The sequence below is a fragment of the Ichthyenterobacterium magnum genome, from assembly GCF_003610635.1.
GTDB classification, from domain to species: domain Bacteria; phylum Bacteroidota; class Bacteroidia; order Flavobacteriales; family Flavobacteriaceae; genus Ichthyenterobacterium; species Ichthyenterobacterium magnum.
In genome coordinates, this window is sequence record NZ_RAQJ01000002.1 from 233,720 (window position 1) to 256,649 (window position 22,930).

Sequence of the window (22,930 nt, forward strand, 5' to 3'; positions counted from 1 at the left end):
TTATGAAGAACAGAATTTTTATGTATTTGTTTATTTTTTCGATTTTACTAGTGATTTTTCAATTTGTAAATTCTAAAAGTATTATTGAAGATTATGATAAAAAATTAACCAAGTCTAAAGAGAATGTTGTTATGCTGAAAGATTCTCTAAAAATAATGGAGGAAAATAGCTTAGACATCTATAGGTTTAATTTTGAAACCAATGATGATGCTATGACATACATAGAGGATGAAGGTTTTAAAATTTCTGAATTTGTCCCTTTTATAATAGATCAGCTGTTTGATTTAAATATTTATGAAACAGAAGACCATCCATTAGTACCATATGCGTCAATGACAGGTGAAAAAATGCTAATTGACCAAGTAAAGTTGTTAAATCACAAGTGGATAATTGCTAGTTTTACTGACGGAACGTATTGGGGAGAAATGCTTTTAACTTACGAAGTGATTGATAAAAAGGAATTAAAATTTAAAGTTGTAGAATCTACATTATACAGACCATAAGCCTTTAAATACGTTTTTCTAACCAGTCTCTTAAAGCATAAAAATTTTGTGGCGCAACGCCATGGCCAACAGGAAATTCAGAATATACATGTTTAATTTTATGCTTATCTAAAATACTAGGTATTTTTCTAGCCCAATCTACAGGTATTACTTGGTCAACGCTTCCGTGAGAACAATAAAAATCTAAATTTGAATAGCTGTCAGAATTTAATTGCTCTGGTAGCATATCTTCACTAATATAGCCACTTAAAGCAACAATGTTTTTGATTTTTTCTGGATATGTTAGCGCTACTGCATAACTTAAAATAGTACCTTGACTAAACCCTAATAATGACACATTTTCAGGATCTACAGGATAATTTTCACAAACTTCATCAATAAAAGTTGCAATTAAATCTCGTGAAGATATAGCTTGTTCAACATCGTTCCATTTATTTTGATTAGTATCAAAATTAATTGCATACCAAGCATTGCCAAAAGGTTGCATAGGATATGGTGCTTTTACTGAAATGATAAATAACTCTTCTGGTAGCTCTTTAGCAAACGAAAATAAATCATTTTCGTCACTGCCATAACCATGGAGCATAATAAGTAAAGGCGCATTTTCTTTTAAAGACGAAGGTCTTGTAATGTGTTGTAATGAAAAACTCATATTATTGACCTATTGATGCAAATAGTTTTTGAAAAAAAGGACCTAAAATAGGAACAGAGTTTAATTTACCAGATAATGCTCCTAAAACACCATAAAGAAAAAGGACGATAAAAAATATCCAAAATGAATAGGTTAACATCCAACTATCAAATCCACCAACAACATAGCCTAAAGCCATTTGTAATAACCATAAGCCTAATGCCTGTCTTGTATGAAATGCTGTAAATGGGTTTCTACTATCTCTATTCATGAAAAATGCAATAAGCGTTCCTATAAGCGTTATATAGCTTACTAGCGCTAGTGTTTTTCCTTCTTGTATCGTTTGTTCTGTCATGATTATATTAGTTTAATATCAATGTGTTATTTGATATTATGCCATATACTTTTCCTTTCAACTCTTTGTTTTCAAACATTGAGTTTTTGGATGTAGAAAGTATATGTTCTTTAGTAAAAGTATAGGTTAAATTTGGGTTAAATAGTGTTAGCGTAGCTTTATTGCCTATAGCAACTGGAGATGATTCAATATTAAAACGTTGTTTACCTTTTGTTAAAACCTCTACAGTCTTTTTTGTTGTAAGTATTGTGTTTAATGCTCCAAAAGCAGATTCTAAACCAATGGTTCCGTATTTAGCAAAATCAAATTCAATTTTTTTATGCTCAATATCTATTGGGTTGTGGTCACTAGTAACCATATCTATTGTTCCATCTTTAAGACCATCTATAAGTGCATTGATATCGTCTTGAGTTCTTAAAGGTGGTAAAACTTTATAGTTGGTGTTAAATGATTTAAGTTCTGTGTCATCAAATATTAAATTATGAATTGCTACGCTACATGTAACGTTTAGTTTATTTTGTTTAGCTGCTCTAATCAGCTCAACAGATTTTGAAGTTGATATCGTTGGTATATGTAATTTTCCTCCTGTATATTCTAGTAAAAACAAATCTCTAGCTATTTGTAATTCTTCTGCTAAAGCAGGATTGCCTTTAAGACCAAGTGACGTGCTGGTTACGTTTTCGTTCATAACGCCTAGACCAGATATTTTTGATTCTTGTGGGAATGATATAACTAAACCATCAAAATTACTTGCGTATTGTAATGCAACTTTCATGAGGTTTGGATTTGCAACAGGTTTTTGATAGTCGTAAAAAGCAACAGCTCCAGCATTTGTCATATCATATAGTTCTGCAAGCTCAATACTTTTGCTCTCCTTTGTAAGTGCACCAATTGGGTGTATATTAACAGCGTTCCCTGAGGCTTTAGATTTAATAAATAAAACGTCTGAATGACTATCTATTACTGGATTTGTATTTGCATTTACTGCAACAGAAGTAAACCCAGATAAGGCTGCGGTTTTTAATCCGTTTTCAATAGTTTCACGTTCTTCAAAACCAGGTTCTCCAAAGCTTACACTACTGTCAAACCATCCTTGAGAAATGTGTAAGTTGTCTAAATTTAGTTCTTTATACTTCTTTGGGTTCTTTAGTGTTTTTGCAATTTGAGAGATAAACCCTTTTTCAATTAAAATATCTACAGATTGATTATGGAAATCACTTTTAGAATCAACTATTGTTGCAGATTTTATGAGTAAATTCATTTAAGAAATTTTAATAGCAATAGTTCTATAATTAAAAACGCTAGTGCAAAAATAACAAACCATTTCCATAGCTCATTAACATTTGTCGCACTTTTTATATCATTAATAGTGGAAACTATAGATTCGTTGACTGTAGAATTACCAATTAATGACGTATCTAAGTAGTTTAATTCACTTTCACGTCTATTGTAATTATAACTCAGTTTTTTAAGTTCAATATTTTTGTTTTTAACTGAAATAATACCAGCTTTTTTAGGGTAAGTATTGGTAATTAACTCAACTTTGTTTGTATATGTTTGTTGTAAAGGAATTACAGAATTGTTTGAATTTACTAAAGTTAAAATATCGTCTTGTTGCAATTTTGTAACAATATCAATAGTGTTTTCTTCATTTACAACATAATATAAGTTTGAGTGCTTTAAGCTTTGCTTACCAATATTATAAAGTATAGGAACAATAAGTGGCGAGTTTTTAAAATTAGAATTTTTATCGTTTAATGCTGCTGAAAAACTATATACAGAATTTGATTGTGTTAAAAATGATGTGCCATCCTCAAAACTTAAAATCGTTGCGCCTAAGGTAGTTGTAAAAGGATAATAAGTATTTACTTTAGGATATTGAAAATTAGTTACTTTTTTGTCAAAAACATTAGCTAAAATAGGATGTGAAAAATTGATGTTAGTTATTTTCTTTTCTTGTAAATTTAACGCTTCAATATTTGGTAAATTATAATTTATATAAAACTGATTGTAAGTATCTAAATTAGATTTATCTGAAGGAATAGTTAATATAATTCCTCCGTCATTTGTAAAACTTTTTAATGCAGTAATTAGAGCATTTGGAATACTATTTAATTCGTTTAAAACAATGAGATTTTGCTCACTTATAATATTGTAGTTTAAGCTGTTAAATTGAGATGATGTATATGTAAATTCATCATCAGTATATATCTTTTTTAAAAAGGTGTCATCACTTTCATTTATAGATAAAACTTTTATTTTTTCACGCTCATTTACATTAAAATATGTTGTATTATCATAAAGTAGATTTACATCATCTATAGTTACTTTTCCGTTAAACACTTCATTAATTGGTATAGTAAACGTAGTTGCTGTATCCTTTTTTATTGCTACAGAACTTTTTGCTATAAGATTATCGTTGTTAAATAATGATACAGGAAGTGTTTCAATAAAATTACCTTGATTTTTTATGGCTACAGTAAGCTCAAGTGTTTTTGCATTTGTTTTAGAAATATAAACACTATCTATATTTATGTTTGAAGTATTTGTAGGCTTTAAAGGTACCAATTTTATATTAACAAGACTATCGTTAGTAATATTAAACGGTTTGTTTTGTTGTTGAAAATCTGAAATTAAAACTAAGTTTTTTAATGTGCTTTTATCTTTTGAAAAGGCTTTTTTTCCTTTAAGTAAAACAGCATCATAATCGAGTTGGTTTGGTGCGTACGATAATTGTATTAAATCATTTTTAATAGCTTTTATGTTAGTGTTACTAAATGAAATATCATTAGTGAATATTGAAATATTCTCGTTCTCATCTATACTTTCTATAATATCTTGAACAGCTTTGTTTAAAAGCGTTCCGTTAGACCCTTTTGCTTGCATGCTAAAGGAATTATCAAGATAAATAACAGTTTCACTTTTAGTGTTAAAACTATCAGAATTTGAAAAATAGGGCTGAGCAAACGCAAAAACAATACAGGCTAGAAGTAACATGCGCGTTAAAAGTGTTAGCCATTTTTTTAGCTGAGAACTCTTACGTGTTTGCGTAACTATATCTTTTAAAAATTGAACATTTGTAAATTCAACTTTTTGAAATTTTCGCAATTGAAATAAATGAATAATTATAGGAATGATAAGCAGAAGTAAAGCGTAAAGAAGTTCTGGGTGTTTAAACTGCATTCCTAAATTTTATTTTTCATGTGTTAATATTTATTTCTTTTCAAAGAACACATGCTGTTCGCTATTAATCATTTTCATTAATTGATTAACTTGTTTACATGCTCGTTTCATGTATTCAGGTTTTCAAATATAGAAAATGAAAAGTGATTAGTTGCTTTAGGTTTTGAGAAATTTAACGTTTAAAGTCTAATAGACTAACAAAAGAAAAAATAGTCAGTCATAGCTTGCATATCTTGTGTTTTAAAATACATAATAATTTCTTGTTGTGCTTCATTATTTGCAACAGTAACAATAACTTGCGGATGGTTAAGTTGTTTTAAATGGTTGAAACTATAAAGCTCTATATCATAAATATGTTTTCCAATCTTTTTTGGATTGTCACAAACCCAAATAAATGGAATATTATGTTGTTTTAATAATTTTGCTACTTGTTTACCTTTTGATCCTGCGCCCCAAACCGTTAGAGGTCTTGATTGGTTATAATCTAATTCTAAAAAATATTTTACTTTAAGGTCTATAAAATAGTTTTCGGTATAATGTTCATCTGTTCTTGAAGCTCGTGTACTATAGTCTCTCCAGTAGTGTAACACGTTTTGGTTAGCAATAGGTTGTATATTGTGCTTGTAAAACCTAAATGCTAAATCATAATCTTCAGGATATATATTAGAATTAAAAGCGCCACACTGTACTAAATCATCTTTGTGAATCATCCAACATGGCGATGGAATAACACATTCCTTATAAATCTCTGAATAATTATCACCAAGTTTAGTTAAGCTATTGAGCCAAGATTCATATTTAGTGTAACCATCTCCAATACCATTTTTACTAAAATATTTTACAAGCCCTAATGCAATAGTTTTTCTTCCATTAACGTGTAAATCATTTAGCATTAATTCGAGTTTGTTGTGGTGCATAATATCATCGCTATCCATTCTTGTAACATAATTTCCTGAGCTTTTACTAAAAGCTAGTTGTAAAGCATTAATGATTCCTTTTCCGTTGTTTTTAAAGAGTTGTATCCGTTTGTCTTTTTCCGTGTAAGCGTTTACAATTTCAAAACTAGAATCAGACGAGTAATCATCTACTATAAGTAATTCCCAATTAGTATAACTCTGATTGATAATAGAGTCTAAACATTCTGGCAAAAAAACAGCAGTGTTTTTAAATGGAATAAGAATACTAATTAATGGGTTTTGCATGCCGCAAAATACAAGATTTATTTTAACAAAACCTTAGCTAATTTAAATGTAACGGATTGTAGTTTTGTCTGTCAATTACACTAAATAAAAAGTAAAATATAATGAAGTATATCGTTTCATCCATTTTTGTAAGTCTATTATTTTTAGCATGTGGATCTTCAAAAACCGCAACTGTTAAGTTAGCAACTAATAGTCCTATTAATACTTATATTGATTTAACTAAAGTTAAAGATGATAAAGTCCCTGTTGTTATTAATCCTGAACGATTTAATGTTCAAGAAGTAATTTACAGATTACCAAAAGTAGTTCAAGGCTCATATGATGTAAGTGATTTTGGAAGTTTTATAGATGATTTTAAGGCTTTCGATTATGAAGGTAATGAAATGGACGTTTCTAAAAAAGACACCAATTCGTGGGTAATTGCCAATGCTACAGCGTTAGATAAGATTACGTATTGGGTAAATGATAGTTATGACGTAGAGAATAATCCAGATTATCCAAAACTGTTTTCACCTCAAGGCACTAACATTCAGCCAAATAATTATGTGTTAAATCTTCATGGTTTTATTGGTTATTTCGATTCTTTAAAAAATGCTCAATATACTATTGATATAACGGCTCCGGCTAACTTTAAGCGTTCTTCAGCTTTAGAAAACACAGCAATAAAGTCGAGTCCTGATGGTACAAAAATTACAACAAGCTATTTTGCACCTCGTTATTTTGATGTTACAGATAACCCAATGATGTATGGAGATTTGTCTGTTGAAGAGTTTATGGTTGGCGATATTAAAATTGTATTAAGTGTGTTTTCTCCAAATAAAGTGCATACAGCAGCAAGTTTAAAAGAAACAATCTATACAATGATGCAAGCCCAAAAAGCATATTTAAAAGATATTAATAGTACAAAACGTTATGATATTTATTTATACTTATCTGATGAAAATGAAGGTTCGCCTACAGGTTTTGGTGCTTTAGAGCATCATACGGCGACAACAGTTGTTTTAAGAGAGAGTTCGTCTAAAGAGCGTCTTGCAAAATCTATGACTGATATCGTAGCTCATGAATTTTTTCATATACTAACACCACTTTCTGTGCATTCTGAAGATGTACATTATTTTGATTATAATGATCCTACATTTTCAAAACATCTATGGATGTACGAAGGATTGACAGAATATTTTGCTCAACATTTTCAAGTGCAACAAGGTTTGATAACTCCAGAAGAGTATTACAAAGTTATACTTAGAGAGATAATTTTATCGGGTCGCTATGATGATGCCATGAGTTTTACTGAAATGAGTGAGAATGTTTTAAAAGAACCTTATGCTACAAACTATAATAACGTATACCAAAAAGGTGCTTTAATAGGTATGTGTATGGATATTTTACTACGTGAAGAAAGTAATGGTCAGCGCAGTATGCTATCTTTAATGAAAGAATTGTCTAATAAATATGGTAAAAATAGACCGTTTAATGATGATACTATTATTGAAGAAATTGTAAAAATGACATATCCATCTATTGGTAATTTTTTAAATACATATGTAGTTGGTAACACGCCTATAGATTATAATACGTTTTTTAATAAAGCAGGCTTAGAGTTAGTAGAAGAGAAAACTGAAACAAACTATATTAGAGGTGGTTATGGTTATGTAGTTAAAGGTGATGAAGCAGAAGAAAAATTATTGTTTTCAGATGGTATAAAACGTAATACATTTTGGTCTAGCCAAGATGTAAAAGAGAACGATTGGATTAAAGAAGTTAATGGGATAAAAGTAACTATGTTTAATGCTCAAACCATATTAGGACAAATGTACCAATGGAAACCTGGTCAAGAAATTGAAGTTAAACTAGATAGAGCAGGAGCAGAAATAATTATTAATACTACATTAACAACAGCTTATACGTTATTTGAAAACTTAGTAGAAAAGAATAATGCTTCTAAAAAAGAAGTCGAATTACGAGATGCTTGGCTTAAAGGATAAGATTTATTAAGTTATAACTCTAAAAAGTTTTCAAACTTTTTAATAGAATCAAAAAAATCTTTTTTCTCTTTGTTTTCATTTAATTCTAATTCAAAAGAAAATTCAGTTTCAAAAAAACTATATGAACAATTAACAGGCTGTAAATGGTTTTCTAATTCAATGTACATTAATAAAGTATTAACGACATTTTTTAAATCATTATTACTTTTAATTGAAAGACTTTTGATACCTACTTTATTTGAAAAAGCAGTTTTGAAAAAGTTTTTTTTAAATCTAAATGAATGTTTCATTTTTGGTTATAGTTAGGGATTTGCTATTAAAATTTAACAAATATAATAATTAAAAAGATTCAAAAACACCTAAGCCAAACAAAGCAAAGTCATATTTTACTGGATCATTGCTATCTAATTGTCGTAGAGCGATATCTAATTCTAAAAGTGCTTTAGCATCATTTTGTTTTCTGTTTAACAAGCCTAATTTTCTTGCTACATTTCCAGAATGTACATCTAAAGGGCAAGATAATTGAGCAGGAGATAGGTTTTGCCATATACCAAAATCTACACCGCAATTATCTTGCCTAATCATCCATCGTAAAAACATGTTAATACGTTTTGCTGCCGAGTTTTTTAATGGGTCACTAATATGTTTTTGTGTTCTTTGTAAATGAGGTGTTTCAAAAAAGTGTTGTTTTAATTTACTAATTGCAAATTGAAGCGAATTAGATTTGGCATAAATATTAAATATAGGTTCTAAGCCATTATATTTAGTGTAAATATGCTGTAAACTCTTTATAAACTGAATAAAATCCTTGTTGTTGAAAGTACGATGTACAAAACCTTCAAGGTTCTGTAGATCAAATTCTTGATGATTCATTACAAAATCATATGGAGAATTATCAAGCATTTGCATCATTCTATATGCATTTTTAATAATACTTTTTCTATTTCCCCAAGCTATTGTTGCAGTTAAAAAACCTGCTATTTCAATATCTTCTTTTTTAGTAAATAGATGAGGGATTTGTATAGGGTCACTCTCAATAAATCGTGGATGATTGTATTGTGAGACTTTACTATCTAAAAAATCTCTAAGCTCTTTTTGTGTCAAGGTTGCAGTTTAAATTGTAAATGTAATAATTCTTAATAAGTTTAATAAACAATGAAAATGAGTCTCTTGAAATTGTAATTTAAAAAATCTAACTTCGCTTATCAATAGATGTAAACACTTGTACTGAGTTATCGAAGCATTAAAACAGCACATATTCGTGTACCATTACCTGCTAGCTGAAAAAAAAATGAGATGCCAATAGAAAACATACCTGAAATCTATATTAAGGAGAAAAAGGAAAATCCTGATTTGTTTGTGTACGATTTTAAAATGACCAATGATGTTGTTAAAAGTAAGGTCAATTTAGGAATGAATATGTTTAGCTTTTTACAAGTTGGGAAAAAGCAAGTACATTTTGCTGGAACAACAGTAGCAGTAAACAAAGACCAATCTTTATTATTAAAAAAAGGAAATTGGCTTTGGACAGAATTATTAGATACAGAGACTATTTATTATTGTAAACTCTTCTTCTTTTCAGAAAAAAACTAAAAGAGTTTCTAGAAAAGCACACAGAAAACAGCAAAATAGTAAAAGAAGAAACACCTTATTTCATAATAAGAAATGATTCATACATTAGTTCATATCTAAATTCATTATCAACAATTAGTGAAGCACCAACAGTTTTTATGGAGAATTTACTTTCTGTAAAGTTTGAAGAATTAATGCTTTATCTTTTACAAAAATATGGAAGAAAATTTGAACTTTATCTGCATTCTTTAATCATTAAAGAAACTTCACCTTTTAAAAAAATTGTAGAAAGCAAAATACATTCAAATCTAAAGCTAGAAGAAATTGCTTTTTTATGTAATATGAGTTTATCTACTTTTAAACGCCATTTTATTAAAGAATATAAAACATCACCCGGAAAATGGCTTCAGGACAAACGACTTCAAAAAGCAAAAGAAACTTTAGAGCTCGATAATTTAAAACCGTCGGACATTTATTTAGATTTTGGCTATAACAATCTTTCAAACTTTAGTATTGCCTTTAAAAACAAATTCGGAATTAATCCAAGTGAAATAAATTCATAAGTTTCTTATTTCAGCTTCGTTTTTAAACTTGACCTTTTTTCATAAGTTATTGAACTGTTTTAGTAATTCATAATGACAACTCTCATTGTAGATTTGCATCAGAATAATAACAATACTAAAACATAAAATTATGAACATTACATTAGAACAAGCAGAAAAAGCAATTGTAGCAGCAAAAGAAAAATCTACAGCAATCGACACAAAAATGAATATTGCAGTTGTAGATGCTGGAGCAAATTTAGTAGCATTTGGTAGAATGGATGGTGCTTGGTTAGGCTCACTTGATATATCAATTAAAAAAGCAAAAACAGCTCGTTTTTTTGATATGAATACTGGAATTATTGGAGAGTTATCTCAACCAGGACAACCTTTATTTAATATAGAACATTCAAATAATGGATTGATTACTTTTCCAGGTGGTGTACCAATTAAAAACGCAAATGGCGAAATTATTGGAGCTATTGGAGTAAGCGGAAGTTCGGTTGAAAACGACCATACAGTTGCAGAAGCTGGAGCATCAGCAATATAAATTATGAGTGATTAATAGCAAGAAAGAGGATTTACTGATTATTAGTAATCCTCTTTTTTTTACCAAATAATTATGAAAAAAACATTCTATCTATTTCGTTATATAAGCTGGATTTCTATCATAGGATCACTTCTTGGCTCGCTTTTACTTTTTGTCGTTGGCGCCTTAAAAACCTTTAACGCTTTTAGAGTAGTGCTTTTCGATTATATTCCAAAAGACAAAGCACATTTACATACAGCAGATATTGCGACAACATATCTGATTAAATCATTGGACACGTTTTTAATAGCTTTAGTACTTTTCATTTTTGCACACGGCGTATATACTTTGTTTATTTCAAACAAAAAGTATGATGATGGAAACGGTGTGTTAAAATGGATTAGAACACCAAATATTGGTCATTTAAAAAATGTACTTGCCGAAGTTATTGTCATTATCCTATTTGTAAAATTTCTTGAAGTCGTATTTGTGAATATTGACAACCTCAAATGGGAAATTTTAATACTTCCAGCATCTATTCTGCTGTTAGCATTAGGATTAAAATTTTTAAGTCTAAATAAAGAAGAAATAAGCAATGAAAAATAACGAGACAAAAAAATATATTGCCGAATTTATTGGCACTTTTGCATTAGTTTTTTGTGGTACAGGAGCAATAATTGTAAACGAGCAATCCAATGGAAGTTTAGGTTTATTAGGAATCGCATTAACTTTTGGAATCATAATTAGTGCTATGATTTATATTTTCGGAAATACTTCTGGAGCACATATTAATCCAGCTGTAACTATAGCTTTGGTCATTGGAAAGTTAACGTCAAAAAGAGATGCTCTATTCTATATTTTAGCCCAAATTTTGGGAGCAATTATGGCAAGTGGTTTGCTAAAATTTATTTTTCCAGAAAACCAAACATTAGGCGCTACAATTCCTTCTGGAGAATTACTGCAATCGTTCATTTTAGAATTTGTTTTAACCTTCTTTTTAATGCTTACGATTTTAGGAGTAACATCTAAAAAAGAATTTTCAAATGTAGCAGGACTAATAATTGGATTAGTTGTTGCAGGAATTATTTTATTTGCAGGTCCAATTTCTGGAGGCTCATTTAATCCTGCAAGAAGTTTGGCACCTGCAATTGTATCTGGAAACTTCACTGCGTTATGGATTTATATTATTGCGTCAACATTTGGAGCAATAATAGCTATGTTAGTTTGGAAAGCAATTAACAAAACGGAATAAAAGTCAACTGATAATAACGTATATAAAAAATAACTGTTAGGAGCCAAACTCAAAGTTAAGTTCTTTTCTGTTCTGTTGTCTTTGTTTTAAACAGAAATTAGCACATAATAATCTGCTACCTTTCATATACAAACTGAATAAAGTTAACTCACAATTTTACCATCTACCATAGTTAGTTTTCTGTCTGCCATATTTGCTAGATCTTCATTGTGTGTAACTATAACAAAGGTTTGTCCAAATTCATCACGAAGTTTAAAAAATAAATGGTGAAGATTCTCTGCAGATTCACTATCTAGATTTCCAGAAGGCTCATCGGCAAAAATTAAACTTGGGTTGTTAATTAAAGCTCTGGCTACAGCAACACGTTGTTGCTCACCACCAGATAGCTCGTTTGGTTTATGGTGATATCTGTTTTTTAAACCTAAAAAATCTAATAACTCTTTTGCTTTTGTTTCTGCTTCAGGTTGTTTAATGCCTTTTATAAAAGCTGGTAAGCAAACGTTTTCTAAAGCATTAAATTCTGGTAACAATTGGTGGAACTGAAATATAAAACCAAGATGTTCATTTCTAAATTTTGCAAGTGCTTTATCATTTAAAGTATCAATGTTTATATCATTAATAATAAGCTCACTATCTCTTTGAGAAGTTATTTTATCTAATGTGCCTAGTATTTGGAGTAAGGTTGTTTTTCCTGCTCCAGAAGCACCTACAATAGACACAATTTCTCCTTTAGAAATATTTAAGTTTACACCTTTTAGTACGTGCAAATCACTATAATACTTATGAATGTTTTTGGCTTTAATCATGCATGAAAAATAAAGTGTTAATTTACTACTTTATCATCTGTTGCACAATTAAGAATTACTTTTCTTTTTAAAGACGTTTTTTAAACTACTATAGTCTATAAAATACTGCAAGCGTAAAGAAAACGTATGCTGTATAGGTTGGTCTAATAGCGTATTTAAGCTTTCAAAGTAGCTGTCTTCTGATGCAGTATCACGATTAAATAAACGATTTCTATATAACGCGGTTAGAAAACTGCCTGGAGCAAATTGCCACGAGTAGCCTAAGTCTAAATTCCAAGTGTTAAAGTTAATATTTGGGTCATCATCTAAATCTAGAGTAGTGTAGCCTAAATCTTGTGTTAGTCTTCCGTTGTTTTGTAACGTATATAAATCATTATCGTATGTTACCGTATCCCAATTGTTTCTAAAGGTTAAGGTTAAAGAATGAAAGGAGTTAAAGTTATAGCTTCCAGAGATGCTATTTGTGAGAGAAAGCCTATCACGTTGCCCAAAAATAATATCGTCATCTATAGTAGATACATAACCGCGACCATTTTTTGTGTTGTCTGAGTTTATAGAGTAGGTTATTAGAAGCTTGTCAGTAAACCTAAATCTTGGGCTAAATCCAAACCAAAATGAGTTAGAGTGCTTTCTTGCTTTTTCAAAAAAAGTTGCGCCACCAACATTGGCATCAAAGGCAAAAAACTTATTATAATTTGTAGATACCCAAACATTTGTATTAAAGCGGTTTTCGTATATAAAGAAGCGTCCTTCTGTTCTTGGTTCAAAATAATCAAATTGTTTTCCAAACTGATGATTAACATTACCACCAAAATTATGTAGTGTTTTAGTTTGGGCGTTAAAACTAATACCTCCATTTCCTCCAGTATATGTACTAGGGTTTGCTAGCCTTCTATAGTTAATCCAAGTGCCAATGTAAAAATTGTTGAGTTTATTGGTAGGTTCAAAAGTGCGATATGAGAAATCTGCACCAAAGTTGTTAAAATTATTACGCTGTTGTAAACCTAAATCATTAATATTATATTTTGTGTCTGCAAAACTGTGGTCAAAACTATATCTATAATTTCCGTGAGCTTTTCTAATAAAAAAGAACGAACTATAGCCAGTTTCTGTTTTACCATCATTACTTACATTACTCATCTTTACTTGACCTTCAATATTGTAGGTGTTTCTTTTATTAGTAATATCTGCTAATAGGCCAGTTACGTTAGCGTCTCTAAAGTGACCTTCTCTCATTACATTAGTGTTAATCAAGCTTATTGAGGAGTTACCATTAAATTGTTGGTCTAAAACAATGATGTTATAATTTGCTGTAGGTTCTACAACTTCATGTCTGTTTGTTATAACAGTCTCTAATGTATTAGTTGTAGTGTTTAAAATTTCTTCGGTTTTCTGTATTGTCGTTTCAGTTTTTTCGGTTACTGCGTTAAATACACCTATACCTAATCCATTTTTTGTACGACCAGAAAGTTTTATGGCATTTAAAACCTTTACTTCTTTTGGGTAATTTATAAATTCTTCATTGTCTTCAAGTTCAATATCTCCAGTTGGACTATTGCCTATGCGTCTAGAGAAAAAGAGTCTACCTTTACTAAATAAATCGACACCTTCTTTAAAAAACTGTCGCTGTTCTCCAAAAGTTTGCTCAAAAGGACCGAGGTTTAAAGTCAGGTTATCGAAAGCAGCTTGGCTAAAATCTGGGATGAGTGTTGCATCAATTGTAAAGTTTTCTGTAATACCATATTTTACATCTAATCCAATATTAAAATTAGTTTTTGTTTCTCCATCAAATGTTTTAAGAATTCCAGAAGTAAATGGGTAAAAGCTTAATCGAGTTGGAGGTTCTATGTTTTTAATTCCAGTGAGTTCCCCATGGTATAAGCCTAAGTTTCCTTGGGTAACATCTATAGGGTTCCAAGTAAATTGAGAACGATCTCTCCTAAAATGTCTGTGAAATTGTAATCCCCAAGTTTGTATGTCTTGGTTAGAAAAACGAAGTGCTCTATATGGTATTTTTATTTCAAAAACCCAACCATCATCTACAATTTTTACAGCACTATCCCAAACGGCATTCCATCCATAATCTTCTCCATTATTTGGTGTTACCACCGCATCTGCTTGAGTTCCAGAAGGGAAAACTATAAAGAAAGTATCATTTTGCGCATCGTTATTTGGATTAAGCACAACGATAAAATAATCGTTTTGCCCAAAACTATCTCTACTTGTTATTTGGTTCATGATTTTTGAAGGATCATCATATAAGTGAGCTCCAAAGTATATGGCATCATCATCATAGGTTACTTTTACTTCTGTTCTAATTTGGGTTGAGTCCTGAATTCCCATTTTTGGTCTAAACTGGACAAAATCTTTTGCAATCTCAATATTTCTCCAAACATCATCATCTAAAACACCATCTATTTTTGGTGCGTTTGCTGCCTTGGTTATATTAAGTGATTTTTTATCTTGAGCAAAAGATGTTAAAGTAAAACAGCAAGTTAATAACAAGAAAAGTGTGTGATGGTTTTTCATGATTGATTAATGATTGACTGATGATGAAACTGTAATTCTAAATTAAAGACATATATTAATTTAATTTGTTACAGATTATATCACAAATTTATAGAGGTTAGTATCAGGTTTTTCACAACTAAACGTTAAAAACTACTTTAAGGTGTTAATTTTGTAGTAAGTTTTGTTTAAACATGAGACTAAAGTATTTTGCTTATTTTTATTTAAAACTTTATTGTAGATGCCATATAGAAAATTTGAAGAATATAATATTAAAGTGACAGACGATGTTAAAGCCCGTTACAAAAATATAATTGAAGATTTAGGAGAAGATACATCACGTGATGGATTATTAAAAACACCCGAGCGTGCCTCGAAAGCTATGCAGTTTTTAACTCAAGGTTATCAGCAAGATGCTTCAGAGATTTTAAAAAGTGCAATGTTTGCGGAGTCTTATAATGAAATGGTGATAGTAAAGGATATTGAATTATACTCACTTTGTGAACATCATATATTACCTTTTTTTGGTAAAGCGCATATAGCATATATTCCTAATGGACATATTGTAGGTCTGAGTAAAATACCTAGAATAGTCGATGTTTTTGCAAGACGTTTACAGGTGCAAGAGCGCTTAACCGAACAAATTCTAGATTGTATAAATAATACACTTAAACCTGAAGGCGTAGCTGTTGTTATAGAAGCGTCTCATATGTGTATGATGATGCGTGGTGTACAAAAACAAAATTCTACAACTACTACTTCGGGGTTTAGAGGTGCTTTTAAAAACATTGAAACGAGAACTGAGTTTTTAAAATTGATAAGTGAAAAGCTGTCATAGTAATATTTTGGTATGTTTCTTGTTTACAGTTAATTAAAAACTTAATTAATGAATAAATACAAAAAATTAGCCCTAAGTATTGTTTTTGATGCTATAGGTTATATTTCTTTTTTAATCCCAGGAATTGGTGAGTTTACTGATATTGTTTGGGCGCCAGCATCTGCTTGGTTAATGACTAAGCTTTATAAAGGAAAAACTGGTAAAATTGCTGCAACCGTAACTTTTATAGAAGAGGCTTTACCAGGATTAGATATTATACCAACATTTACTTTAATGTGGTTATATACCTATGTTTTTAAAACTAAAGAAACGATTATAGAAGTATAAATAAAAGACCTGTCTAACTTATATAAGACAGGTCTTTTTTATTGCTACAATGTGTAGTTTAGACCAAAACTAATATTTCTTCCAATATTAAATAATCCATCAGACTTTAATCGTGATAAGTGATTGGTATAAGATTTATCGGTTAAATTAGTTCCAGCAATAGATATTGATAGGTCATTTTTAAACACTTTTACAGTACCTCCAAATCCTGCGCTAAGTAATTCGTAACCGTCTGTAGAGGTTTCAAAACCACTTACTTTGTTATGTTTAAACGTATTGCTGTGTTTTACAAAAGCATAAGCCTTATTTAGCCAATTTGTATCAAACTCAACTCGTATTGTATTATGTAATGAATTTGCAGGTATTAATGGCAAATAAGTATTGTTGCTTTGTTTTCCTGTAACAGTTTCAAAACTACTCTCAAAGTGCAACCAATCTAAAGGATGCGGATGAAAATGTAATCCAAACTCACCACCATAAAGCTTTGCATCATCTTGTTGATATACAAAAACGGCATCATCATTTATAAACTCACCATTTGGCGAAATGAATATGTAGTTATTTATAGTATTGTAAAACCCATTAGCAAAAACTTCTACATGTTCATTTTTAAACTCTAAAGCTAAATCTATCTGAAAGTTTTGTTCATTTTTTAAGTTAGGATTTCCGATTTCAAAACGATTTGCACCTTCGTGAGAGCCATTTGATGTGAGTTCTGCTAAATTAGGAGCTCTAAATCCAGTAGCTAAATTTAATCTTGCAGTAATGTTATTTAAAATATATGTTTTAATACCAAAAGCACCATTAAAGCTATTGTAACTACGTTGAATTCCAGATGAAACTTGAAGATTTCGATTGTCAAAACGAGCACCAAGCTGAATATCTACAGTCTCAAAATGAATATGCGACGTAGCTAATACACCTATATCGTTAGTGGTTGCATCTGGGATCAATTGCTCTTCACCATAATTAGTATTTGTTTGATTCATTCCTTGAACACCAACTATAGTTTCAAACTTTCCAAATTTTGGCAAATGATACTTTACATCATAATTAAATGTTTTTAGCTTCATGTGTAATGCCGCTTCTAAAACTTCATCGTCGTGATGTTCTTCGTCGTGTTCCTCATCTTCATGTTCTTCTTCTTCTTCTTCTTCTTCTTCTTCTTCTTCTTCATGATGATGTTCTTCTTCAAATTCTTTTCTGTCATTATATAAAAAACCTAAATTGATATCTAAGCTTGAATCGTCAAAAAACAAGGTTGATTTTGAGCTAAATATATGATTTGTAATCTCTTGAAAAGGCAATAAAGGCGTCTTGTTTGTTGATTGTTCACCTAATTCTTCTGGAATACCTAGTTTAGAATGATTTAAGTTATATCTAATTTCAGATTTAAAATTAGTAGCTTGATAGCCTATACCAGCTTTAAAATCTTTTTCTTGAAACCGTGTGTTAGTTACTCTGTAGTTTTTTGTATCATAATCTGAATGCTCAGAAAAGCTTCCTCTAAATAAAAATTTAAAGTGTTCTCCTGAAGATTTGTAACCTAAACTTGAATTGTAACCTAAAGTATTGGTAAAGTAATTTCCGCTTAAACTTGTAGAAGATGAGTTAGCAGAAGCAAATCGTTCTGGGTTTAAATATAAAACACCACCAAGCGCATCGCTGCCATAGAGTAGAGAAGCTGGGCCTTTTATAACTTCTACGCTTTCTATGCCTTCGGCATTTATACCTAAGCCATGTTCGTCACCAAATTGTTGATTCTCTAAACGAACACCTTGTGTATAAACTAAAACTCTATTAGAGCTTAGACCTCGTATTACGGGTTTTCCTATGCTTAACCCAGTAGAAATACTTTCTACTCCAGCAATAGATGTAATTCCGTCAGACAGTGTAACAGAGCCTTTGGCTTTTAAGTTTGCTACCTTTTCTTGTTCTACTTTCATCACATTTTCACTTTGTAATTTATGAAATGGTGTTGATATAATAATTTCTTCCATTTCAATTGCAGAAGAAGTTAATTTTAGATGTAAAACTTCATTTATAGGAACTTCTATTGTTTCAGAATAAGTTTCGTAACCTATACTAGAAACAACAATTTTATAGTTGCCATTTGGAATGGTTTTGAGTTCAAAACTCCCGTTTTCGTCTGTAGCTGTTCCTTTTTCTAATTGTGGAATATAAACGTTTACAAATGCTAATACTTCGTTTGTATTCTTGTCTGTTATTTTGCCTTGTATTGTGTTTTGTGAGTATATAGTTTGTATTGCAAACACAAGCAATACAAACATAAATTTATGTTTCATGTTAAATAAATAATAGTTAATAAATGTGCTGAATTTTATATTCAGTTTTAAAATCTTAACTATTATATGGTGGAGCTCTTAATGAAAAATGCAGCTTTTGATAGTTGCTTAAAAATGAGTATTGAGATGTGTTGATTTGATGATTATCTTCAGTAGAAAACAAAACGAAATCAAAATCACTAAAAGTAAAAGGCGTATTTAGTTTGAATTTATAAAAATCACAATCAATGTCTAAAGTGTGTAAGTGATCTTGATACTCTCCTAGACATACTTCATGTTTATGATGCTCAAAAAGGTGCCAAAACTTAACAACAGAAGGCGTTAAAAGAGCAAACACTAAAGCAAGTGTTGCAATTTTAAATATAATATGTTGTTTTAAATTTTGCACTATTCTACAAAGCGTTTTAAACCAAATCTTTTGAGCATTTTTTTTTCAAATTCCCAAAAGAATTTAAAATGACCAAACAACCATCCAAAAGATACAAGTAATATTTGGTAAAAAATGAGTCCAATAATAATATATAAAAACCAATAGACAACTATGTTTAAGTTTTCTTTAGTAATTCCTAGTAATTTAATTATTGGTCTACCAACAAAAACCGATGATGATCCTGTGATTGCAAATACCATGAAAATGCGAATCATTTCCCATCTTTGGTTTACAACCCATTTGTTTTCTAGTTTTTTAAATAGAAATAGAAAAAACTTTAAGAGTATAAAGAAAATTAAAGCTGTTGTAATTATTGTAAGTACAATATTATAAGAATGAGTAATTGTTTTGGCTAGTTTATATGCTGAATAGACTAAAATAATGCAGCCTATAATGGGGAACATTAATTGCCAATTATGTTTTATTTCCCAGCGTTCTTTAAAACTTTTCATAGCTAAATTTGCTATGCAAATATACTTTAAATTCTAGGTATAAAATTGCTTAATCTTATTTTATTTTTTAACTGAAAGTATACAAAGTAATTGTAAAGCTTATAGTTTACATCATAACCATAATCTGTGGTAGAATTATAATCTATTGGAAATAAATACATGTCAGGATTGTATAAGTTTGGCTGTGTTGCACGCAAATTCCACTCGTTAACTAATAGTCTGTTTCTAGTTTCTAAATATTGTTGAGAGTAGTAGCCTTCTGGTTTTGCAGTACTTTTTAACCAATAACCAAAACCTGGCTCCATAATAATAATTTCATATTCAGTTTCATCACTGGTTATTTTTATAGTATCTTCTTCATTTATTGTTTCTGAAGACGAATTAGAGACTACATCTTGAGTTGTATTACAGCTAACAAGAACAGTGAGAGCTAATAACATATATAGTAAAGTTTTCATGACAGCATCTTTTGTTTTAAAGTTACAAAAATCATTCCATAATATCTTGTAATTCAGTCTTTTTAACATAAAAAAAACACCAAGCAAATTGCTTGGCGTTAATATCAATATTTAGAGTGTAATTTTATTTTCCTCCAAAAAGACCTCCTAACAAACCTCCTAGACCACTTTTTTTGCTTGCGCCACCAAGTACCATTCCAGCTACATCATCTATAACACTTCCATCACCATCTGCATCTAATATTTTCTCTAAGAAACTTTGTTCTTCTTTAGCGGAGTTTCCTCCAAGGAGACCACCTAATACATTTTCTATACCTGAAGGACTTTGTACTTGTTGTTGTTTTGTTTGTTTTCCTAAAACGCCCATAAGTATTGGAGCAGCGACTTTAAGTATGTTTCCAACAGAAGCCATATCTATTCCAGATTTTTGACTTAATATTTTTTCAACACCTTGTTGTTTATTTCCTAATACATGCCCAAGAATTTTTCCTCCATCATTAACAGCATCATCATCAACACCACCACCAAAAAATCCATCAAGATTATCTAAAATGCTTCCATCATGCTTGTTTAAAGCTCCCATTAAACCTTCTGCGCCTTGAGGAGTAGAAGCATTACGTTTCATGCCTTGCATTAAAACGGGTAATGCCATGCTTAAAAGCGCACCTGTTTTATTTTGATCTTGACCAGTAGAGCCTGCTACACCACTAATAATTGTTTTTCCTAAGTCGCTGTTTAATAAATCTAATATTCCTGCCATAGTTTGTTATATATATAAAGGTTAATAAAATCGGACTTTAAGATACAAAAAAAGTCCCATATAATTATAGGACTCATCTTTTTTGTTTTGGTCACATTTTGGACGAAACTATTTTAGAATGCTAATAATTTGGTCTGCTAATTCTGTTCCAATTCTATCTTGAGCTTCGTTTGTTGCTGCACCAATATGTGGCGTTAAAGAAATTCTTCCGTTCATTAAAACTTGAACTGCTGGAGTTGGTTCGCTTTCAAAAGTATCAAGACCTGCAAAAGCTACTTTGCCACTTTCAAGGGCTTTAACTAGAGCTACTTCATTAATTACACCACCACGAGCAGCATTTACAATTCCTACGCCATCTTTCATTAAGTCAAATTGTTTTTCAGTAATAACATAATCTTTTTGAGCTGGCACATGAAGCGTTATAAAGTCGGCATGTCTTAAAACATCTTTCATTGGTTCTGTTTCAATTTCTACATTTATAAACTGACCATTATAAAACTCAACTTTAACATCGGCTTTACCTACAAATTTATCACTAGCAATAACTTTCATGCCAACACCTAAAGCTATTTTTGCAACTTCACGTCCAATTCTTCCAAAGCCAATAATTCCGAGGGTTTTACCTCTTAATTCAATACCTTTTGCATAATTCTTCTTTAAGGCCTTAAATCGCGTATCGCCATCTAATGGCATATTTCTGTTTGAGTCGTGTAAAAAACGAACACCACCAAATAAGTGAGCAAATACTAATTCTGCTACAGATTGCGAAGATGCTGCTGGTGTGTTTATTACGTGTTTACCTTTGCTGCGCGCATACTCCACATCAATATTATCCATGCCAACGCCACCGCGACCAATAACTTTTAAGTTATCGCAAGCGTCAATCAACTCTTTACGAACAGTTGTTGCGCTTCTTACTAGTAGCACATCTATTTGATTCTCGTTTAAATAATTAATTAATTGCTCTTGTGCCACGGTTGTTGTTGAAACTTCAAAACCTGCGTTTTCTAATACATTAATTCCGCTTTGTGAAACTCCGTCGTTTGCTAATACTTTCATATAAGGTTAAAAGTTAAAAGTTAAAAGTTAAAAGTTCAATGAACAATTATTAGTTTAACTTAAAATTATAGTTTTTTTGTTTCTGTAAGCATTAAGATTACTACTATTTACTGCAATCTAGTTTTATGCTTTTCGTTCTAATTCACTCATTACATCTACTAATACACCTACGCTTTCTAAAGGCATTGCATTATACATTGACGCTCTGTATCCACCAACGCTTCTGTGGCCATTAAGACCATTTATTCCTGCTTCTTTTACCATAGTTTCAAAAGTTTCTTTTAAATCTTCGTTTGCCAATGTAAATGTGGCATTCATGTTTGATCGATCTCCCTTAGTAGCAAAACCTTTAAATAATGGGTTTAAGTCTATTTCAGAATAAATTAAACGTGCTTTCTTGTCGTTTTCTTTTTCAATAGCAGGAATGCCTCCTAAGTTTTTTAACCATTGCATTGTTAACATAGAAACGTAAACAGCAAATACTGGAGGCGTGTTAAACATACTGCTTTTATTTATATGTATTTTGTAATCCATCATTGATGGAATTTTACGTGATACTTTTCCTAAAACGTCTTCTTTTACAACAACTAAAGTAGTGCCTGCAGGTCCCATGTTTTTTTGAGCTCCAGCATAAATTAAATCAAACTTTGAAAAATCTAATTCTCTCGAAAAGATATCACTACTCATATCACACACCATTGGAATAGGTGAGTTTGGAAACGCTTTCATTTGAGTTCCAAAGATGGTATTGTTTGATGTGCAATGAAAATAATCATAATCTGTAGGAATATCATAACCTTTAGGAATATAGTTAAAGTTAGCATCTTTAGATGAAGCAACTTCGTAAATATCATCATAAATTTTAGCTTCTTTAATAGCTTTGTCGCTCCAAGTACCTGTGTTTAAGTATCCAGCTCTTTTTTCTAACATATTAAGAGCTACCATTAAGAATTGAGTGCTTGCGCCTCCTTGTAAAAACAAAGCTTTATAGCCTTTACCTTCTAAGCCTAAAAGTTCTAATGCTAACGATCTAGCATTTTCCATAACATCTACAAATGGTTTGCTTCTGTGTGATATTTCTAATAAAGATAAGTTATCATTATTAAAATTTAAAACCGCTTCTGAAGCTTTCTGTAAGACTTCTTGAGGCAGAATACATGGTCCAGCACTAAAATTATGTTTTTTCATTTTGTAGTTGTTTTTAACAGTTGCAAAGGTGCTAATTTTTGGTA

The 22,930-nt window shown here is 30.6% G+C and carries 23 protein-coding genes and 1 pseudogene; 8 read left to right on the top strand and 16 right to left on the bottom strand.

Annotation, left to right across the window (positions count from 1 at the left end; genetic code table 11):
• The first annotated feature begins 2 nt into the window (after window positions 1-2).
• On the top strand, window positions 3-503 hold the full coding sequence (locus tag BXY80_RS07105; protein ID WP_120200574.1) for a hydrolase: 501 nt from the start codon (window positions 3-5) through the stop codon (window positions 501-503).
• Between the two features lie 4 nt (window positions 504-507).
• Here BXY80_RS07105 and BXY80_RS07110 read toward each other — a convergent pair whose 3' ends face one another.
• The 5 genes from BXY80_RS07110 to BXY80_RS07130 form a co-directional block, all read right to left on the bottom strand.
• The gene (locus tag BXY80_RS07110; RefSeq protein ID WP_120200575.1) at window positions 508-1,155 is read right to left on the bottom strand and encodes an alpha/beta hydrolase; all 648 of its coding nucleotides are present in this window, start codon (window positions 1,153-1,155) and stop codon (window positions 508-510) included.
• Window position 1,156: 1 nt separating this feature from the next.
• Entirely contained in the window at window positions 1,157-1,489 is a 333-nt protein-coding gene (locus BXY80_RS07115; RefSeq protein WP_120200576.1) for a hypothetical protein, read from the bottom strand.
• Between the two features lie 7 nt (window positions 1,490-1,496).
• Window positions 1,497-2,750, bottom strand: a complete 1,254-nt coding sequence (locus BXY80_RS07120) for a dihydroorotase (protein ID WP_120200577.1) — start codon at window positions 2,748-2,750, stop codon at window positions 1,497-1,499.
• Window positions 2,747-4,672: a BatA domain-containing protein gene (locus BXY80_RS07125; protein WP_120200578.1), complete on the bottom strand. Its 1,926-nt coding sequence runs from the start codon at window positions 4,670-4,672 to the stop codon at window positions 2,747-2,749. The genes BXY80_RS07120 and BXY80_RS07125 overlap by 4 nt, the downstream gene beginning before the upstream one ends.
• A gap of 194 nt (window positions 4,673-4,866) precedes the next feature.
• Entirely contained in the window at window positions 4,867-5,874 is a 1,008-nt protein-coding gene (locus tag BXY80_RS07130; protein ID WP_120200579.1) for a glycosyltransferase family 2 protein, read from the bottom strand.
• 101 nt (window positions 5,875-5,975) lie between these two features.
• On the opposite strand from BXY80_RS07130, the gene BXY80_RS07135 reads away from it, so the two are divergent.
• Window positions 5,976-7,859 carry a M61 family metallopeptidase gene (locus BXY80_RS07135; RefSeq protein WP_120200580.1) on the top strand — a complete coding sequence of 628 codons (1,884 nt, stop codon included), beginning with the start codon at window positions 5,976-5,978 and terminating at the stop codon, window positions 7,857-7,859.
• A gap of 11 nt (window positions 7,860-7,870) precedes the next feature.
• On the opposite strand, the gene BXY80_RS07140 is transcribed toward BXY80_RS07135, so the two are convergent.
• Window positions 7,871-8,149, bottom strand: a complete 279-nt coding sequence (locus BXY80_RS07140; protein WP_120200581.1) for a hypothetical protein — start codon at window positions 8,147-8,149, stop codon at window positions 7,871-7,873.
• 49 nt (window positions 8,150-8,198) lie between these two features.
• Window positions 8,199-8,963 (bottom strand): TIGR02757 family protein, encoded by a 765-nt coding sequence (locus tag BXY80_RS07145; protein ID WP_120200582.1) that lies wholly within the window; start codon window positions 8,961-8,963, stop codon window positions 8,199-8,201.
• Window positions 8,964-9,155: 192 nt separating this feature from the next.
• Between BXY80_RS07145 and BXY80_RS07150 the strand changes: the two are divergent.
• From BXY80_RS07150 to BXY80_RS07165, 4 genes and pseudogenes are all read left to right on the top strand, one after another.
• Window positions 9,156-9,994: pseudogene (locus BXY80_RS07150) on the top strand (helix-turn-helix domain-containing protein).
• Window positions 9,995-10,124: 130 nt separating this feature from the next.
• Window positions 10,125-10,523 carry a GlcG/HbpS family heme-binding protein gene (locus BXY80_RS07155; protein WP_120200583.1) on the top strand — a complete coding sequence of 133 codons (399 nt, stop codon included), beginning with the start codon at window positions 10,125-10,127 and terminating at the stop codon, window positions 10,521-10,523.
• A 72-nt stretch (window positions 10,524-10,595) separates the two neighbouring features.
• Entirely contained in the window at window positions 10,596-11,108 is a 513-nt protein-coding gene (locus BXY80_RS07160; RefSeq protein WP_120200584.1) for a YqhA family protein, read from the top strand.
• Window positions 11,098-11,754 (top strand): MIP/aquaporin family protein, encoded by a 657-nt coding sequence (locus BXY80_RS07165; RefSeq protein ID WP_120200585.1) that lies wholly within the window; start codon window positions 11,098-11,100, stop codon window positions 11,752-11,754. Before BXY80_RS07160 ends, BXY80_RS07165 begins: the two co-directional genes overlap by 11 nt.
• Before the next feature lie 143 nt (window positions 11,755-11,897).
• Here BXY80_RS07165 and BXY80_RS07170 read toward each other — a convergent pair whose 3' ends face one another.
• Window positions 11,898-12,560 (bottom strand): ABC transporter ATP-binding protein, encoded by a 663-nt coding sequence (locus BXY80_RS07170; protein ID WP_120200586.1) that lies wholly within the window; start codon window positions 12,558-12,560, stop codon window positions 11,898-11,900.
• Between the two features lie 48 nt (window positions 12,561-12,608).
• Window positions 12,609-15,089, bottom strand: coding sequence for a DUF5916 domain-containing protein (locus tag BXY80_RS07175; RefSeq protein ID WP_120200587.1), 2,481 nt, complete (start codon window positions 15,087-15,089; stop codon window positions 12,609-12,611).
• Between the two features lie 220 nt (window positions 15,090-15,309).
• Here BXY80_RS07175 and folE point away from each other — a divergent pair, with 220 nt between their 5' ends.
• A complete protein-coding gene (gene folE / locus BXY80_RS07180; protein WP_120200588.1) occupies window positions 15,310-15,906 on the top strand; it encodes a GTP cyclohydrolase I FolE in 597 nt (198 codons plus the stop codon).
• A gap of 48 nt (window positions 15,907-15,954) precedes the next feature.
• Window positions 15,955-16,233, top strand: a complete 279-nt coding sequence (locus BXY80_RS07185; RefSeq protein WP_120200589.1) for a hypothetical protein — start codon at window positions 15,955-15,957, stop codon at window positions 16,231-16,233.
• Window positions 16,234-16,277: 44 nt separating this feature from the next.
• Here the strand turns inward: BXY80_RS07185 and BXY80_RS07190 are convergent, their stop codons facing one another.
• From BXY80_RS07190 to serC, 7 genes are all read right to left on the bottom strand, one after another.
• Entirely contained in the window at window positions 16,278-18,539 is a 2,262-nt protein-coding gene (locus tag BXY80_RS07190; RefSeq protein WP_120200590.1) for a TonB-dependent receptor, read from the bottom strand.
• A 55-nt stretch (window positions 18,540-18,594) separates the two neighbouring features.
• The gene (locus BXY80_RS07195) at window positions 18,595-18,927 is read right to left on the bottom strand and encodes a hypothetical protein (protein WP_120200591.1); all 333 of its coding nucleotides are present in this window, start codon (window positions 18,925-18,927) and stop codon (window positions 18,595-18,597) included.
• Window positions 18,927-19,421 carry a DUF6787 family protein gene (locus BXY80_RS07200; RefSeq protein ID WP_120200592.1) on the bottom strand — a complete coding sequence of 165 codons (495 nt, stop codon included), beginning with the start codon at window positions 19,419-19,421 and terminating at the stop codon, window positions 18,927-18,929. Before BXY80_RS07200 ends, BXY80_RS07195 begins: the two co-directional genes overlap by 1 nt.
• Window positions 19,422-19,447: 26 nt before the next feature.
• Window positions 19,448-19,879, bottom strand: coding sequence for a DUF6146 family protein (locus tag BXY80_RS07205; RefSeq protein WP_120200835.1), 432 nt, complete (start codon window positions 19,877-19,879; stop codon window positions 19,448-19,450).
• A gap of 124 nt (window positions 19,880-20,003) precedes the next feature.
• A complete protein-coding gene (locus BXY80_RS07210; protein ID WP_120200593.1) occupies window positions 20,004-20,639 on the bottom strand; it encodes a DUF937 domain-containing protein in 636 nt (211 codons plus the stop codon).
• Between the two features lie 108 nt (window positions 20,640-20,747).
• Window positions 20,748-21,698, bottom strand: a complete 951-nt coding sequence (locus BXY80_RS07215) for a D-2-hydroxyacid dehydrogenase (RefSeq protein ID WP_120200594.1) — start codon at window positions 21,696-21,698, stop codon at window positions 20,748-20,750.
• Between the two features lie 123 nt (window positions 21,699-21,821).
• Window positions 21,822-22,886, bottom strand: a complete 1,065-nt coding sequence (gene serC, locus BXY80_RS07220) for a 3-phosphoserine/phosphohydroxythreonine transaminase (RefSeq protein WP_120200595.1) — start codon at window positions 22,884-22,886, stop codon at window positions 21,822-21,824.
• Window positions 22,887-22,930 lie beyond the last annotated feature (44 nt).

Bases quoted from the DNA above. Each gene is read 5' to 3' on its own strand.
- folE (WP_120200588.1), top strand. From the start codon at position 15,310: ATGCCATATAGAAAATTTGAAGAATATAATATTAAAGTGACAGACGAT.
- BXY80_RS07110 (WP_120200575.1), bottom strand. From the start codon at position 1,155: ATGAGTTTTTCATTACAACACATTACAAGACCTTCGTCTTTAAAAGAA.
- BXY80_RS07120 (WP_120200577.1), bottom strand. From the start codon at position 2,750: ATGAATTTACTCATAAAATCTGCAACAATAGTTGATTCTAAAAGTGAT.
- serC (WP_120200595.1), bottom strand. From the start codon at position 22,886: ATGAAAAAACATAATTTTAGTGCTGGACCATGTATTCTGCCTCAAGAA.
- BXY80_RS07165 (WP_120200585.1), top strand. From the start codon at position 11,098: ATGAAAAATAACGAGACAAAAAAATATATTGCCGAATTTATTGGCACT.
- BXY80_RS07130 (WP_120200579.1), bottom strand. From the start codon at position 5,874: ATGCAAAACCCATTAATTAGTATTCTTATTCCATTTAAAAACACTGCT.
- BXY80_RS07125 (WP_120200578.1), bottom strand. From the start codon at position 4,672: ATGCAGTTTAAACACCCAGAACTTCTTTACGCTTTACTTCTGCTTATC.
- BXY80_RS07200 (WP_120200592.1), bottom strand. From the start codon at position 19,421: ATGAAAAGTTTTAAAGAACGCTGGGAAATAAAACATAATTGGCAATTA.
- BXY80_RS07190 (WP_120200590.1), bottom strand. From the start codon at position 18,539: ATGAAACATAAATTTATGTTTGTATTGCTTGTGTTTGCAATACAAACT.
- BXY80_RS07135 (WP_120200580.1), top strand. From the start codon at position 5,976: ATGAAGTATATCGTTTCATCCATTTTTGTAAGTCTATTATTTTTAGCA.
- BXY80_RS07105 (WP_120200574.1), top strand. From the start codon at position 3: ATGAAGAACAGAATTTTTATGTATTTGTTTATTTTTTCGATTTTACTA.
- BXY80_RS07185 (WP_120200589.1), top strand. From the start codon at position 15,955: ATGAATAAATACAAAAAATTAGCCCTAAGTATTGTTTTTGATGCTATA.
- BXY80_RS07140 (WP_120200581.1), bottom strand. From the start codon at position 8,149: ATGAAACATTCATTTAGATTTAAAAAAAACTTTTTCAAAACTGCTTTT.
- BXY80_RS07115 (WP_120200576.1), bottom strand. From the start codon at position 1,489: ATGACAGAACAAACGATACAAGAAGGAAAAACACTAGCGCTAGTAAGC.
- BXY80_RS07210 (WP_120200593.1), bottom strand. From the start codon at position 20,639: ATGGCAGGAATATTAGATTTATTAAACAGCGACTTAGGAAAAACAATT.
- BXY80_RS07175 (WP_120200587.1), bottom strand. From the start codon at position 15,089: ATGAAAAACCATCACACACTTTTCTTGTTATTAACTTGCTGTTTTACT.
- BXY80_RS07215 (WP_120200594.1), bottom strand. From the start codon at position 21,698: ATGAAAGTATTAGCAAACGACGGAGTTTCACAAAGCGGAATTAATGTA.
- BXY80_RS07160 (WP_120200584.1), top strand. From the start codon at position 10,596: ATGAAAAAAACATTCTATCTATTTCGTTATATAAGCTGGATTTCTATC.
- BXY80_RS07205 (WP_120200835.1), bottom strand. From the start codon at position 19,879: ATGAAAACTTTACTATATATGTTATTAGCTCTCACTGTTCTTGTTAGC.
- BXY80_RS07155 (WP_120200583.1), top strand. From the start codon at position 10,125: ATGAACATTACATTAGAACAAGCAGAAAAAGCAATTGTAGCAGCAAAA.
- BXY80_RS07170 (WP_120200586.1), bottom strand. From the start codon at position 12,560: ATGATTAAAGCCAAAAACATTCATAAGTATTATAGTGATTTGCACGTA.